Source organism: Streptomyces sp. NPDC054842, assembly GCF_053611025.1.
Map to the genome: position 1 here is coordinate 16,344 of NZ_JBSGZN010000024.1, position 13,066 is coordinate 29,409.

Annotated in this window: 12 protein-coding genes and 1 tRNA gene; 5 read left to right on the forward strand and 8 right to left on the reverse strand. The window is 71.3% G+C overall.

Annotation, left to right across the window (positions count from 1 at the left end; genetic code table 11):
- Window positions 1-2 precede the first annotated feature (2 nt).
- Window positions 3-263: an acyl carrier protein gene (locus ACWGIS_RS19905; protein WP_121402202.1), complete on the reverse strand. Its 261-nt coding sequence runs from the start codon at window positions 261-263 to the stop codon at window positions 3-5.
- A 427-nt stretch (window positions 264-690) separates the two neighbouring features.
- On the opposite strand from ACWGIS_RS19905, the gene ACWGIS_RS19910 reads away from it, so the two are divergent.
- Complete coding sequence (locus tag ACWGIS_RS19910; protein ID WP_453363751.1) at window positions 691-1,422, forward strand: 4'-phosphopantetheinyl transferase family protein; 732 nt, start codon at window positions 691-693, stop codon at window positions 1,420-1,422.
- Between the two features lie 677 nt (window positions 1,423-2,099).
- On the opposite strand, the gene ACWGIS_RS19915 is transcribed toward ACWGIS_RS19910, so the two are convergent.
- Window positions 2,100-2,173, reverse strand: a tRNA-Thr gene (locus ACWGIS_RS19915).
- A gap of 250 nt (window positions 2,174-2,423) precedes the next feature.
- Between ACWGIS_RS19915 and ACWGIS_RS19920 the strand changes: the two genes are divergently transcribed.
- From ACWGIS_RS19920 to ACWGIS_RS19930, 3 genes are all read left to right on the forward strand, one after another.
- Entirely contained in the window at window positions 2,424-3,563 is a 1,140-nt protein-coding gene (locus ACWGIS_RS19920) for an ABC transporter ATP-binding protein (protein ID WP_453363752.1), read from the forward strand.
- Between the two features lie 218 nt (window positions 3,564-3,781).
- Window positions 3,782-4,237, forward strand: a complete 456-nt coding sequence (locus ACWGIS_RS19925) for a hypothetical protein (protein WP_453363753.1) — start codon at window positions 3,782-3,784, stop codon at window positions 4,235-4,237.
- Window positions 4,238-4,324: 87 nt separating this feature from the next.
- Window positions 4,325-5,056 (forward strand): nucleotidyltransferase family protein, encoded by a 732-nt coding sequence (locus ACWGIS_RS19930; protein ID WP_453363754.1) that lies wholly within the window; start codon window positions 4,325-4,327, stop codon window positions 5,054-5,056.
- A 128-nt stretch (window positions 5,057-5,184) separates the two neighbouring features.
- On the opposite strand, the gene ACWGIS_RS19935 is transcribed toward ACWGIS_RS19930, so the two are convergent.
- From ACWGIS_RS19935 to ACWGIS_RS19960, 6 genes are all read right to left on the reverse strand, one after another.
- Complete coding sequence (locus ACWGIS_RS19935) at window positions 5,185-6,861, reverse strand: DoxX family protein (RefSeq protein WP_453363755.1); 1,677 nt, start codon at window positions 6,859-6,861, stop codon at window positions 5,185-5,187.
- Between the two features lie 117 nt (window positions 6,862-6,978).
- On the reverse strand, window positions 6,979-7,920 hold the full coding sequence (rlmB, locus tag ACWGIS_RS19940) for a 23S rRNA (guanosine(2251)-2'-O)-methyltransferase RlmB (RefSeq protein ID WP_453363756.1): 942 nt from the start codon (window positions 7,918-7,920) through the stop codon (window positions 6,979-6,981).
- Between the two features lie 96 nt (window positions 7,921-8,016).
- Window positions 8,017-9,417, reverse strand: a complete 1,401-nt coding sequence (cysS, locus tag ACWGIS_RS19945) for a cysteine--tRNA ligase (RefSeq protein WP_453363757.1) — start codon at window positions 9,415-9,417, stop codon at window positions 8,017-8,019.
- Window positions 9,418-9,535: 118 nt separating this feature from the next.
- On the reverse strand, window positions 9,536-10,057 hold the full coding sequence (gene ispF, locus ACWGIS_RS19950; protein WP_453363758.1) for a 2-C-methyl-D-erythritol 2,4-cyclodiphosphate synthase: 522 nt from the start codon (window positions 10,055-10,057) through the stop codon (window positions 9,536-9,538).
- Window positions 10,047-10,796, reverse strand: coding sequence for a 2-C-methyl-D-erythritol 4-phosphate cytidylyltransferase (ispD, locus tag ACWGIS_RS19955; protein ID WP_453363759.1), 750 nt, complete (start codon window positions 10,794-10,796; stop codon window positions 10,047-10,049). The genes ispF and ispD overlap by 11 nt, the downstream gene beginning before the upstream one ends.
- 426 nt (window positions 10,797-11,222) lie before the next feature.
- A complete protein-coding gene (locus ACWGIS_RS19960) occupies window positions 11,223-11,705 on the reverse strand; it encodes a CarD family transcriptional regulator (RefSeq protein WP_003953493.1) in 483 nt (160 codons plus the stop codon).
- A 639-nt stretch (window positions 11,706-12,344) separates the two neighbouring features.
- On the opposite strand from ACWGIS_RS19960, the gene ACWGIS_RS19965 reads away from it, so the two are divergent.
- A complete protein-coding gene (locus ACWGIS_RS19965) occupies window positions 12,345-13,010 on the forward strand; it encodes a DUF461 domain-containing protein (protein ID WP_453363760.1) in 666 nt (221 codons plus the stop codon).
- The last annotated feature ends 56 nt before the right edge of the window (window positions 13,011-13,066 follow it).

The window sequence follows — 13,066 nt, forward strand, 5'->3', positions numbered from 1 at the left end:
GGTCAGTCCTGCCAGCCCGCGTGCTGCCCCAGGATCCGGTGCACCTCGGTGAGGTTGACCATCTTGGGCAGTTCCGACTGCGGTATCTCGACCTTGTACTTCTTCTCCAGGCGCGCCAGGATCTCGATCGCGCGCAGCGAGTCCGCCTCGTGGTCCTCGACGAAGAGGCTGGTCTCCGTGATTTCCTCCGGCTCCAGCTCGAGCACCTCGGCGACGATCTCGCGGATTTCGTCGAGCTGCTCCTGCTTGGTTCCGTTCGACATACTGGAATTCCTCCCGTGGGAAATGCACTGGTTACTTGTCAACCGCCGGACGCCGGAACGGATTTCCGATTCCCTTGCCATGACACTAAGAGCCGGGCCGCCCGCCGGACCAGCAACCATGGGCGTTCACAATTAACGGCACCGCGTCCGGACAACGGAAAGGCGGAGGCCGGCGACCCCAGGGTCACCGGCCTCCGCCTGCTCCGTCCGCGGGCGGCAGCGGGGGAACGGACAGCCGGCCGACGGAAGCGGAATTCCCCTCCGCACTCCAACGGAGGGATATTCCGGGGACTTTCTAACTGGTTACACGAACAACCCGCAACAGCACGGCAGGAAGATGCCGACATTCCCCCACCGGACCGGAAGCGCGTGCACCATACGACGGCGGCGACAGCTTTTTCGGCGGGCGACGGAGACGGGTGGCACGGTGACGGCGGACGTGTGGTGGTGGCGCATACCGGTGCCGTTCGCACCGGCCGACCTCGCCCTGCTGAGCCCCGCGGAGCGTGCCCGCGCCGACCGTGCGCGCACCCCGCGCGCCAAGGCGTCCGTCGTGGGCTCCCGCGCGGGTGTGCGCCGGGCCCTGGGCGCGCTGCTCGGGGTCCGGCCCGAGGACGTCGAGATGGGGCGTGCGGCCTGCCCCTGCTGCGGGGCGCCCGAGAAGGGGCCGCCGGTCGTGCTGCGTCCGGCCGCCGCGCCGCACATCAGCGTCTCCCACGCCGACGGCTGCGCGGCCCTCGCGGTGAGCGAGCGCCTCGTCGGCGTCGACGTCGAGCGCCGGCGCGCCCTCGCCACCGCGGAGCTGGCGTCCGTCGCCCTCTCCCCCGCGGAGCGGGCCCACCTGGCGGCCCTGGCCCCCGGATCGGCGCGCGAGAGGGCCTTCCTGCGCTGCTGGACCCGCAAGGAGGCCGTCCTCAAGGCCGTCGGCATCGGCGTCACCACCGACCTCACCCGGCTGGAGAGCGACCCGGCCGCACCGGGCCCGGTACGCGTCACTGCGGGCGCACGCCCCGGCGACACCCGGCCGTGGTCCGTCACCGACCTGCCGCTACCGGCCCCCTGGACCGCGTCCGTCGCCGTGGCCACGACCCCCGAGGACACGGAACCCGCCGAGGTACGCCTGCACGGAACGCCGGAGGCCCCGGTCGACGGGGGCTGACCGGGGCCTCTCCAGGGGAGCCCCCGGAACGGGGAGCGGAGCCATCGGAACGGGGAGCGGAGCCATCGGGCCCAGGATCAAGGGCGCCCGAAGAACACCGCCTGATCGCGAGGTGTGCCGACGGACACCATGCGCACCATGAGCGATCACTACGAAGTCGGGTCACGGCGGCTACATACGCGACGAGTACGACACCGAGACGAAGACCTTCACGTTCCGCGACGGGACGTACGGACCCGTCGCGCTCTGAGAAGGAGCGTTCTCACCTGGACGGCAACAAACACCCCCCTTGCCGGACGGCCATCCCTGGGGCGTGTCCGCCGCCGTCCGTCCGCATGGTCACGGGAGTTGGACACTCAACGCCGCGGCCCATGTCGAGTGCCGGGGCCCGGGCCGGTGTCGTGCAGCGCTGCGAGTTCCTTCAGGTCGTTCGCGACCATGACCTGAGCGAGGCGCCCGGCGACGGCAACGACTTCGGGCCCCAGCCGGATCAGCATGGCGATGGACGTCCACACGCACGTGGCGTCCGACACACAGCCCGAGGCCATCAGCCGCGTGGACCGCCTGCTCAGGCACCGCACCGCCCGGGCAGTGGACGCCCCCCGTCGATGTCACCCCTGGATGCCGAACGCCCCGGACCGAACTTCGGCCGGGGCGTTCGTGCTGTTCAGCGGAAGAGCCCCCTGTCGGATTCGAACCGACGACCTTCGCTTTACAAGAGCGGCGCTCTGACCAGCTGAGCTAAGGAGGCCCGCACGCGTGCGTGCGGTGTTGCGTGCGTGCACGCCCGTGCAGTGTACCCACGTCACCGCGGGGGTCCGTCGAAAATTTCCGCGAACTTCATCGGCCTCGGACTACTGACAGATCCGGTGAACGCGGGGTAGCGTCCTGACCCAGTTCACTCGTGTGGACTACACCACTACGGAACGTTCCGCAGTGGTTTCACCACCTTTACAACGGATCGTCCGGCACGTTCCTGCCGGTGAAGGGGGCCCCTCACCATGGCCACTGTCTCGTTCGACAAGGCGACCCGGATCTACCCGGGTTCCGAGAAGCCCGCCGTCGATGCTCTGGAGATCGACATCGAGGACGGCGAGTTCCTCGTCCTCGTCGGTCCCTCCGGCTGCGGCAAGTCCACCTCGCTCCGCATGCTCGCGGGGCTCGAGGACGTGAACGGCGGCGCCATCCGCATCGGCGACCGCGACGTCACGCACCTGCCGCCCAAGGACCGGGACATCGCCATGGTGTTCCAGAACTACGCGCTGTACCCGCACATGACGGTCGCCGACAACATGGGCTTCGCGCTCAAGATCGCCGGCGTCAACAAGGCCGAGATCCGCCAGAAGGTCGAGGACGCGGCGAAGATCCTCGACCTCACCGAGTACCTCGGCCGCAAGCCGAAGGCGCTCTCCGGCGGTCAGCGCCAGCGCGTCGCCATGGGCCGCGCCATCGTGCGCGAGCCCCAGGTGTTCCTCATGGACGAGCCGCTGTCGAACCTCGACGCCAAGCTCCGCGTCTCGACGCGTACGCAGATCGCGAGCCTGCAGCGCCGCCTCGGCATCACGACCGTCTACGTCACCCACGACCAGGTCGAGGCCATGACCATGGGCGACCGCGTGGCGGTGCTCAAGGACGGTCTGCTCCAGCAGGTCGACTCCCCGCGCAACATGTACGACCGTCCGGCGAACCTGTTCGTCGCCGGGTTCATCGGCTCCCCCGCCATGAACCTGGTCGAGGTCCCGATCACCGACGGCGGCGTGAAGTTCGGCAACAGCGTCGTGCCGGTCAACCGGGACGCGCTCAAGGCCGCCGCCGACAAGGGCGACCGCACGGTCACCGTCGGCGTCCGCCCCGAGCACTTCGACATCGTCGAGCAGGGCGGCGGCGCCGCGGCGTCCTCCCTCAGCAAGGCGACCGAGGACGCCCCGGCCGGCCTGGCCGTGTCCGTCAACGTCGTCGAGGAGCTCGGCGCCGACGGCTACGTCTACGGCAGCGCCAAGGTCGACGGCGAGCTCAAGGACCTCGTCGTCCGCGTCAGCGGCCGCGCGGTCCCGGACAAGGGCGCCACGCTGCACGTCGTCCCGCGCCCGGGCGAGACCCACGTGTTCTCGACCTCCACGGGCGAGCGCCTCTCCGACTGAGGCCGCTCCAACCCCCCGTGGAGGGTGAATTCACGTAAGTTGACGAGAAGAGCCCCGCAGCCTGCTGCGGGGCTCTTTCCGTTGTCGACAAATACCCCGGCAGAGCGGTCATTTCGATACGTGTACGTCAACACGTCACCCGAAATCCTCCCCTTTCCCGTCCCCCGAACCGGTGACTAAATGTCGCCAAATCATCACCCCGCGCTACCCTCACTCGCGTGAAGCACTCCACCACTAACCAACGGACCCGGCGTGGCCGTGGCCCCGCCCGCCGGATCGGCCGCACCCTCGCCCTCGTTCTGCCTGTCGTCCTGGTGCTCTCCGGGACCCTCGCGGTCACCCGAGTCAACTGGTCGGGGACCTCCTCGGACTCGGTGCTCACCGCCTCCTCGACGGACGTCTCCAAGCGTCAGTCCTCCCGCGCCCCGCAGGACGTCCTGCGGGACAGACTCCTGATGGAGCTCCAGGAGAAGGACCCGGGCGTCGCGCTGACCCACCTCCAGCAGGCGGTGAACGGCCGCCCGTCGCTGGCGAGGCACTGCTTGTCGATCGCCCGTGCCCTCGGCCGGGCAGCCGTGCGCGTGTACGGCCCGACGCGTGCCCAGTCGTTCTCGCGGCCCGTCTGCGACACCGCCTTCGCATCGGGGGTGGCCCACGGCCTCGCGGCCCGGTAGGACCGTCCCCGGCACCGTTCGCGTCCTCCCGGTAACGGAACGATTGCCGCTCGAAGCCTCCGACGGGGCGCCACGTACAGTTCGGGCATGACCGATCCGAACGCCGCGTCGCGCCCCGTTCAAGCCGTTGTCCTGGCCGGCGGCCAAGGGTCCCGCCTGCGCCCCTACACCGACGACCGGCCCAAGCCGATGGTCGAGATCCCCGGCACCGGGACCCCGATCATCGGCCACCAGCTCGTCTGGCTCGCCGAGGAGGGCGTGACGGACGTGGTGGTCAGCTGCGGGCACCTCGCCGAGGTGCTCCAGAGGTGGCTCGACTCCGCCGATCTCCCGGTCAACGTGAAGACGGTCGTCGAGACGGAGCCCCTCGGCCGCGGTGGCGGCCTCAAGTACGCCGCCGCCCACCTCCCGCACCCGGACAAGCCCTGGTACGCGACGAACGGCGACATCTGGACCCGTTTCTCGCTGCGCGACATGGCGGACTTCCACACCGAGCGCGACGCGGTCGCGACCCTCGCGCTGGCCCGCCCCCGCATCCCCTGGGGCGCCGTGAAGACCGACGGCTTCGGCCGCATCACGGACTTCATCGAGTCCCCGCCGACGCAGCACGAGATCAACGCGGGCGTCTACGTCTTCTCCCCCGAGTTCGCCTCCCTGCTCCCGGAGCGCGGCGACCACGAGCGCACCACGTTCCCGCGCCTGGCCCGCGAACGCCGCCTGGCCGGCTTCCCGATCCCGCAGGGGGCCTACTGGCGCGCCATCGACACCGCCAAGGACCTCAGCGAGGCGGCCAAGGAACTGGCGGCGCTGGGCCGCTGAGGCGCCCTTGAGCGGTGCGGCGGGCGGCTGACGGCCCCCGGCCGCCCCGTCCCCGCCACAGTCCGGACACACGTCGACGGCCCCGCACACCGGGTGTGCGGGGCCGTCGACGTGTCCAGCCGCGGGCGTCAGCCGAGGAGGCCGCCCACGAGACGGTCGGAGCCGCCGGAACCGCCGCCGCTCGAACCGCCGCCGGACGTACCGCCCGAGCCGGTGCCGCCGGAGGTGCTGCCACCCGAGGTCGGACCGGAGGTGGTGCTCGGTGCCTGCTGCGCGGGGGACGACTGCCGGGGCGGGGCCTGGCCGGTGCCCTGGGTCTGGGTGGGGGCACTGCCCGTCGTGCCGGGCGTCGTCGCCGCACCGGGCGTCGTGGCCGCGCCCGACGGGGACGAGGAGGCGCCGCGGGTCGGCGTCTCGGAGGCGGACGGGCTGGCCTTGTGGCTGCGCTTGCCGGGCTCTCCGGGAAGCGGTGAACCGGGCAGCTCGTTGCGCGGGGCCTCGCCGGGACCCGGTACGACGACCCGGTCGGCGTCGCGCACCGCACCGCCGAGGAGCGAGCCGACGAGCAGCGTGAGTCCGACGACGACAGTAGTGACGAGCGCGCCGCGGCGCAGCACACGCTGCCGCAGCTCCCAGATGTCCGCGCGCGGGCCGAGCCTGCGCCAGGCCTCGCCGGCGAGGCGTCCGTCGACGGAGTAGACCGGGGCGCCCGCGGTGATCAGCGGGGACCAGGCGGCGAGGTAGATGATGTCGGGCGCGTCGTACACCGGCACCGTCTTCCAGCTGACGGTGAGCAGCAGGGCGGCCGACAGTCCGGCGCCGACGACGGCCGCGACGCGCTGCCAGAGTCCCAGGATCGTGAGGACGCCCACGACGACCTGGAGGAAGGCGATGACGAGACCGGCGCCGACGGGGTGCTGGAGCGCGAACTGGCGCAGCGGCTCGGCCATTTCCCACGGGTGCAGGGAGTTGAGCCACTTGACCATCGAGCCGCGCTTGCCGCCGTCGAAGTAGACGGGGTCGCAGAGCTTGCCCATGCCGGCGTAGATGGAGATGAACCCGAGGAAGACGCGCAGCGGGAGCAGCACGACGCCGAGGTTCATCCGGCGGCCGGGGTAGTACGCGTGCCGGACCGGGTCGGCGGCGTGGCGCTTCGCCGGGGACGCGTCCTCGTCCTGGTCGAGGTCCTCGTCGAGGTCCTCGTCGAGGACCTGTTCGGCGAACTCGGTGTCCGCGTAGGCCGGTTCGTCGTAGGCGCTGCCGACCTGGCGCATGTGCGGCAGGAGCCGCGTCTCCCCGGCGACGGGGGACCGCTGGCTGCCGACGAGCGGCGTCTCGACCGTCTCCACGGTCATGTCGGCCTGGTAGCCGTCCTGTTCGCCGAGGCCGACGACCGGGATGACCTGGGTCGCGCCCGTGTCGCCCGGCGCGTCCTCGCCGTGGCGCACGCTCGTACTGCGCGCGGCCTGGAGCAGCCGGGTGGCGCCCGTGTCGTCGGGCGCGGACTTCCCGCTCCAGACGACGGGGGCGCGACGGCGCGTTCCGGCGGCCGAACCGCCCGCAGCCGTACCGCCCTTACCGACGACGGGGGTGCGAGCGGTGGCCTCGGCGGAGCTGAGGGGCTGCGCGATGCGCGGCGATCGGGTCCGTGTCGACCCGCCCAGCCGCACGCGGAAACTCGCGTGATTGACGATGATCTGCGCCGGGTCGCTCGGCACCTTCACCATGCTCAGCGCGGGAGCGTCGTCGTATCCCGACGAGCGGTCCCCCGTGGGTGTGCGGGGTGTTCTGGTGTCCACACTCATCTAACCGAGTGACGTCTGTTTAGGACACTGCTTTGACCCGGCCGATGTGTCCGGACCGCGTCAAGGTCATCCGGAACATCCCGGTTGCCCCACGGGGGGGATCACGCGCACATCTGTTCAGACGCGGCGTCGGGACGCCTCGTAGAGGACGACGCCCGCGGCCACACCGGCGTTCAGCGACTCGGCGCCGCCGGGCATCGGGATCCGCACCCGGAAGTCGCAGGTCTCGCCCACGAGCCGGGACAGGCCCTTGCCCTCGCTGCCGACCACGATGACCACCGGGCCGCCCAGGGCCTCCAGTTCACCGATCTCGACCTCGCCGTCCGCGGCCAGCCCGACCACGACGAGTCCGGCCTTCTTGTACGACTCCAGGGCGCGGGTCAGGTTCGACGCGCGGGCGACGGGCGTACGGGCCGCGGTGCCGGCGGACGTCTTCCAGGCGCCGGCGGTCATGCCCGCCGCGCGCCGCTCGGGCACGACGACGCCGTGACCGCCGAAGGCGGAGACGGACCGGACGACGGCACCGAGGTTGCGCGGGTCCGTCACGCCGTCGAGGGCGACGATCAGCGGGTCCTTGCCCTCGTCGTACGCGGCGGCGGCCAGGTCCTCGGGGTGCGCGTACTCGTACGGCGGGACCTGGAGGACCAGGCCCTGGTGGTTGAGTCCGTTGGTCATGCGGTCCAGCTCGGGGCGGGGCGCCTCCATGAGGTGGATGCCGCCGCGGTCCGCGGCGAGCTGGAGCGCCTCGCGCACCCGCTCGTCGTTGTCGATGAACTGCTGGACGTAGAGCGTGACCGCGGGCACGCCCTCGCGCAGCGCCTCGACGACCGGGTTGCGTCCGACGACCATCTCGGACGTGCCCTTGCCGCCCCGGCCGCGCGGCGCGGGCCGGCGGGCGGCCTGCTTCGCCTTGGCGTTGGCGATGCGGTTCGCCTTGTGCTTCTTGCGCATCTCGGCGGGCGGGGTCGGACCCCGGCCCTCCAGGCCCTTGCGTCGCTGGCCGCCACTGCCGACCTGCGCGCCCTTCTTGCCGGACATGCGGCGGTTGTTAGCGGCCATGACCTACCTGTCTGTGTGAGGCGTGCGTACGTACGTATATGAAGTGTGCCGCCCGGAGGCCCGGGCGGCACAATCGATCAAGGTCGACGGAGCCGCTCAGCGCGGTCCGAGGGTCCAGCGGGGCCCCTGCGGGCCGTCCTCGATGACGAGTCCCGACTGGTTCAGCTGGTCCCGGATGGCGTCCGCCGTCGCCCAGTCCTTGCGCCCCCGCGCCGACTCGCGCTGCTGGAGCACGAGACGTACGAGGGTGTCGACGACGCCGTGCAGGTCCTCGCCGCGGTCGCCCTCGCCCGCCCACTGCGGGTCGAGCGGGTCGAGGCCGAGGACGCCGAGCATCGCGCGGACCTCGGCGAGGCGGGCGACGGCGGCCTCCTTGTCGTCGGCGGCCAGCGCGCTGTTGCCCTGGCGGACCGTGGTGTGCACGACGGCGAGGGCCTGCGGAACGCCCAGGTCGTCGTCCATCGCCTCGGCGAAGGCCGGCGGCACCTCGGCGGCGGGCTCGACCACTCCCCCCGCCTTCTCGACGACGCGCTGCACGAAGCCCTCGATGCGCGCGAACGCCGACTCGGCCTCGCGCAGGGCCTCTTCGCTGTACTCGATCATCGAGCGGTAGTGCGGGGTGCCCAGGTAGTAGCGCAGCACGATCGGGCGCCACTGCTTGACCATCTCGCTCACCAGGACCGAGTTGCCGAGCGACTTCGACATCTTCTCGCCGCTCATGGTGACCCAGGCGTTGTGCACCCAGTACGCGGCGAAGTCGTCACCGAAGGCCTTGGCCTGGGCGATCTCGTTCTCGTGGTGCGGGAAGATCAGGTCGATCCCGCCGCCGTGGATGTCGAAGGCGCTGCCCAGGTACTTGTGGGCCATCGCCGAGCACTCCAGGTGCCAGCCGGGACGGCCGCGGCCCCACGGGGTCTCCCAGTCGGGCTCGCCGGGCTTGGATGCCTTCCACATGGCGAAGTCGCGCGGGTCGCGCTTGCCGGTGATGCCCTCCTCGGCGGGCTGCCGCAGCTCGTCGAGGTCCTGGTTGGACAGCGCCAGGTACCCGGGGAACGAGCGCACGTCGAAGTAGACGCTGCCGTCGGCCTCGTACGCGTGACCGCGCTCGATGAGGGCGCGCATCATCTCGACCATCTCGGTGATGTGCCCGGTGGCGCGCGGCTCGTAGGTGGGCGGCAGGCAGCCGAGCACGTCGTAGCCGTCGTTGAAGGCACGCTCGTTCGCGTACCCGATGGACCACCAGGGACGGTTCTGCTCCGCCGACTTGACGATGATCTTGTCGTCGATGTCCGTCACGTTCCGGATGAAGGTGACGTCGTATCCGCGGTGCTCGAACCAGCGGCGCATGATGTCGAAGTTGAGCCCGGACCGGATGTGCCCGATGTGCGGTGCGGCCTGCACGGTGGCACCACACAGGTAGATCGAGACGCAACCCGGCACGAGCGGGGTGAAGTCACGGATCTGCCGGGCGCTGGTGTCGTACAGGCGAATAGTCACCACTCCAGGGTAGTGGGCCCTGGCTAGTGCCCCGAGCCCCTTACCCCTCAAGGCACACGGATTCGTGACATCCGCCCGGACATCCGGCGCCCCGGTTCCTTCCCCGGCGGCCCCCGGGTCAGTCCGTCCGCACGACCAGCGCCGTGGCCACCGCCAGCAGACCCTCGTCCCGGCCGGGGAAGCCGAGCCCGTCGGTCGTGGCGCCGGACACGGAGACCGGTGCCCCCACCGCCTCGGACAGCAGCTTCTGCGCCTCGTCCCGGCGCCTGCCGATCTTCGGCCGCGGTCCGACGACCTGCACCGCCACGTTCCCCACGGCGAACCCGGCCGCGCGGACGATGCGCGCGGCCTCGGTGAGCAGCGTGACCCCCGAGGCGCCGGCCCACTCGGGCCGCCCGGTCCCGAAGTGGGCCCCGAGGTCACCGAGTCCCGCCGCGGAGAACAGCGCGTTGCACGCGGCGTGCGCGACGACGTCCGCGTCGGAGTGCCCGGCGAGCCCGGGCCCCTCGCCCTCCCAGAGCAGCCCCGCGCACCACAGCTCGCGGCCCTCCTCGAAGGCGTGGATGTCGGTACCGATCCCGACCTGCGGAAGCACCGGCAGGTTCGCGGGCGGCCGGCCGGCGGACGTCTCAGAACCCATCGTTGAGCCTCCTGCGCGCGAGGACCGCCTCGGCGAGTACGAGGTCCAGGGGGCGCGTCACCTTGAACGCCTCCTCGTGCCCCGGCACCACGACGACGGGGGTGCCGAGCCGCTCGACCATGCTCGCGTCGTCGGTCACGTCGTCGCTGACGGCCGCGTGGGCGCGTACGAGCGTGTCGCGGTCGAAGCCCTGCGGGGTCTGCACCGCACGCAGCAGGGCCCGCTCGGGCGTGGCGACGACCGGCTCGGGCGAGCCGTCGGCGCGCGGGTCGACCTGCTTGACGGTGTCGCTGAGCGGCAGCGCAGGTACGACGGCGGGGGCGCCGTCCCGTACCGCCTCGATGACCGCGTCCACGGTGTCCACGGGCACCAGCGGCCGGGCCGCGTCGTGCACGAGGACGATGTCGACGCCGTCCGGCAGCGCGTCGAGGCCGCACCTCACGGACTCCTGGCGGCTCTCCCCGCCGGGGACCACGAGGAAGTCGGTCCGCTCCGGCAGCGGGTGGGCGTCGAGGAGCGTCCTGACCTCGGCCGCGCCGTCGGGCGGGGCCACGACGACGACGAGGGAGACCGCGCGGGAGGCGGCCATGGCGCGTACGGCGTGGACGAGCATGGGCGTGCCGTTCAGCGCGCGGAGTGCTTTGGGGGCGCCCGGACCGAGGCGCACACCCCGGCCGGCGGCCGGAATCACGACCGCGGTGCGGGGTTCCGGCGGTGAAGGGCGCGATTCGTCAGACATCGGTTCCTGTCAGGTTTGTGTGCTCGGCCGAGGTGGGTATGGCCTGGGCGTACCCCCGGCCGACGGTTGGGGCAGTGCCGGGCGCGACGCTTGACCGGACCCCTTCCGTGACATCCGGTCGAGTCGGCTGCCCGGGCCCGGCACATCAGTATCGGGGCCGCACGTGATCATCCGGTGTTCGCGCGACCGGTCGGGGACCGGGACCGCGGAAGGCCGGGTGACCGGGACGGCCCCGAGGCACGACATCGGGGTTCCGTGCCCGGACGGCGTCCGGGCACGAACATGCCGCAGCGCCCGGCGACAGCTTTCGCGTCATCGGGCACCGCGGCATTACGTTGCGCTGAACAGGCCGGCGCCTGCGTCAATCCGGCCGCCGTCTCGACGGGCACCGCCGCCGGGACGGCCGTCGCTCGACGACCGTCGTCGTCAGGACGCGAGGACCTCGTCGAGCAGGGCCTCGGCCTTGTCCTCGTTCGTGTTCTCCGCGAGAGCCAGCTCGCTCACCAGGATCTGCCGAGCCTTGGCGAGCATGCGCTTCTCACCTGCGGAGAGTCCGCGCTCGCGCTCACGACGCCACAGGTCACGCACGACTTCCGCGACCTTGATGACATCGCCCGAGGCGAGCTTCTCCAGATTTGCCTTGTAGCGACGCGACCAGTTCGTGGGCTCCTCGGCGTACGGCGCGCGCAGCACCTCGAAGACCCGGTCCAGCCCGTCCTGACCGACCACATCACGCACGCCGACGAACTCCGCATTGTCCGCTGGCACACGTACCGTCAGGTCGCCCTGGGCGACCTTCAGCACCAAGTAGGTCTTGTCCACGCCTTTGATCTGGCGAGTTTCGATGGCCTCGATCAGCGCGGCCCCGTGATGGGGATAGACCACGGTGTCGCCAACCTTGAACGTCATGTGACAGGTACCCCTTCCGTGGCTATCCAGAGTAACACGGAAACGGCGTCTTCTGAATGGCGTTTTCGCAGGTCAGGGCATATCTCGGGGCTTGACAAGCACAACCGGAACGTGCTGCGAGGGGCGAGCGGAAGAGGGTATTCGCAGGTGGGAGCGGCTGTCCAGGCCGAGCGAAACACGTACGTCACACACCCCGGAAGTGGCCCCAGGTGGTCCGAACGTCCTATTTTGTCCGACTCCAAGAGGGCGACTTCCGCTACTCCGTTCGGTGAGGGGAGTCGGGTACGAGACGTTTCGGGAATTGATCACTACGGCCGATGATCAATTCTCCGGCGCGCTGCGCATTCCGCACCGGCCGTTACCGATCCCCACCGGGAAATCCGCAAGTCAAGGCCCCCGGCGCTTATGTGAATGGCGGACCGGTGCAGCGTCCAACTACCCCGCGCGCCTCCCCCCGGGCCCGGTCCGGCCGCCCCCGCCGGCGGTCCGGCGCAGCCCGGCGGCCCGTAGGGGCGGGTCGGGTGCGGCGGCGCGGGAACGGCTCGGTAACCTAAGGCCGCTGACAGACCCTTAGGGCGGCTTTACAGCCGTACGGCCGCCCGCCCCTCGTTCGCCCACGTTCTAGGAGTTGCCGCCGCCGTGAGCAGCAGCCTTCGACGCGGCTCCCTCGCCGCCGCCGCCATCGCGTTCTCGATCGCCTCGCTCGCCGCCTGCAGCGCCGGCCATAACGCCGAGACCCTGCAGGTCAAGCCTGACAACGCGGCCACCAGCGTGGGCGAGATCAAGGTCCAGAACGCCCTCGTCATCACGCAGCCCGACAAGGAGTCGTCCGGCCCCGCCGCGATCTCCGCGGCCGTCTTCAACGGCGAGAGCACCCCCCAGACCCTGGACTCGATCACCGTGGCCGGCCAGACCGCCACGATCAAGCCCGCCAAGGGATCCGGGAAGCTGACGATCCCGGCCAACGGCTCCGTCCTCATCGGCGGCAAGGGCAACGCCTCCGCGGTGCTGGAGAGCACCCCCGAGGCCGTCCAGGACGGCAACGCGCAGAAGGTCACCTTCAACTTCAGCGAGACCGGTGACGTGAGCCTGCGGGCCTTCGTCGTCCCGGCCGAGAGCTACTTCACCGGCTGGGGCCCGACGGAGGTCCCGGCGGCGCCCGGCGCCTCCGCGTCCGCCTCCCCGAGCGGCAAGCCGTCGAAGTCGGCCGGCGCGTCCGCCTCGCCGTCCGACGAGGCCACCGGCACCCCGACCGACGCCGCGTCGGCCAGTGCCTCCGCCTCCCAGTCGGCCGAGGGTCACTGACCCGGCGGCACCCGGCTCACGCACGGCCGAGGGCGGCACCCCCTTCGCGGGGGGTG

Bases quoted from the DNA above. Each gene is read 5' to 3' on its own strand.
- ACWGIS_RS19905 (WP_121402202.1), bottom strand. From the start codon at position 263: ATGTCGAACGGAACCAAGCAGGAGCAGCTCGACGAAATCCGCGAGATC.
- ACWGIS_RS19920 (WP_453363752.1), top strand. From the start codon at position 2,424: ATGGCCACTGTCTCGTTCGACAAGGCGACCCGGATCTACCCGGGTTCC.
- ACWGIS_RS19930 (WP_453363754.1), top strand. From the start codon at position 4,325: ATGACCGATCCGAACGCCGCGTCGCGCCCCGTTCAAGCCGTTGTCCTG.
- ACWGIS_RS19935 (WP_453363755.1), bottom strand. From the start codon at position 6,861: ATGAGTGTGGACACCAGAACACCCCGCACACCCACGGGGGACCGCTCG.
- rlmB (WP_453363756.1), bottom strand. From the start codon at position 7,920: ATGGCCGCTAACAACCGCCGCATGTCCGGCAAGAAGGGCGCGCAGGTC.
- ispF (WP_453363758.1), bottom strand. From the start codon at position 10,057: ATGGGTTCTGAGACGTCCGCCGGCCGGCCGCCCGCGAACCTGCCGGTG.
- ispD (WP_453363759.1), bottom strand. From the start codon at position 10,796: ATGTCTGACGAATCGCGCCCTTCACCGCCGGAACCCCGCACCGCGGTC.
- ACWGIS_RS19960 (WP_003953493.1), bottom strand. From the start codon at position 11,705: ATGACGTTCAAGGTTGGCGACACCGTGGTCTATCCCCATCACGGGGCC.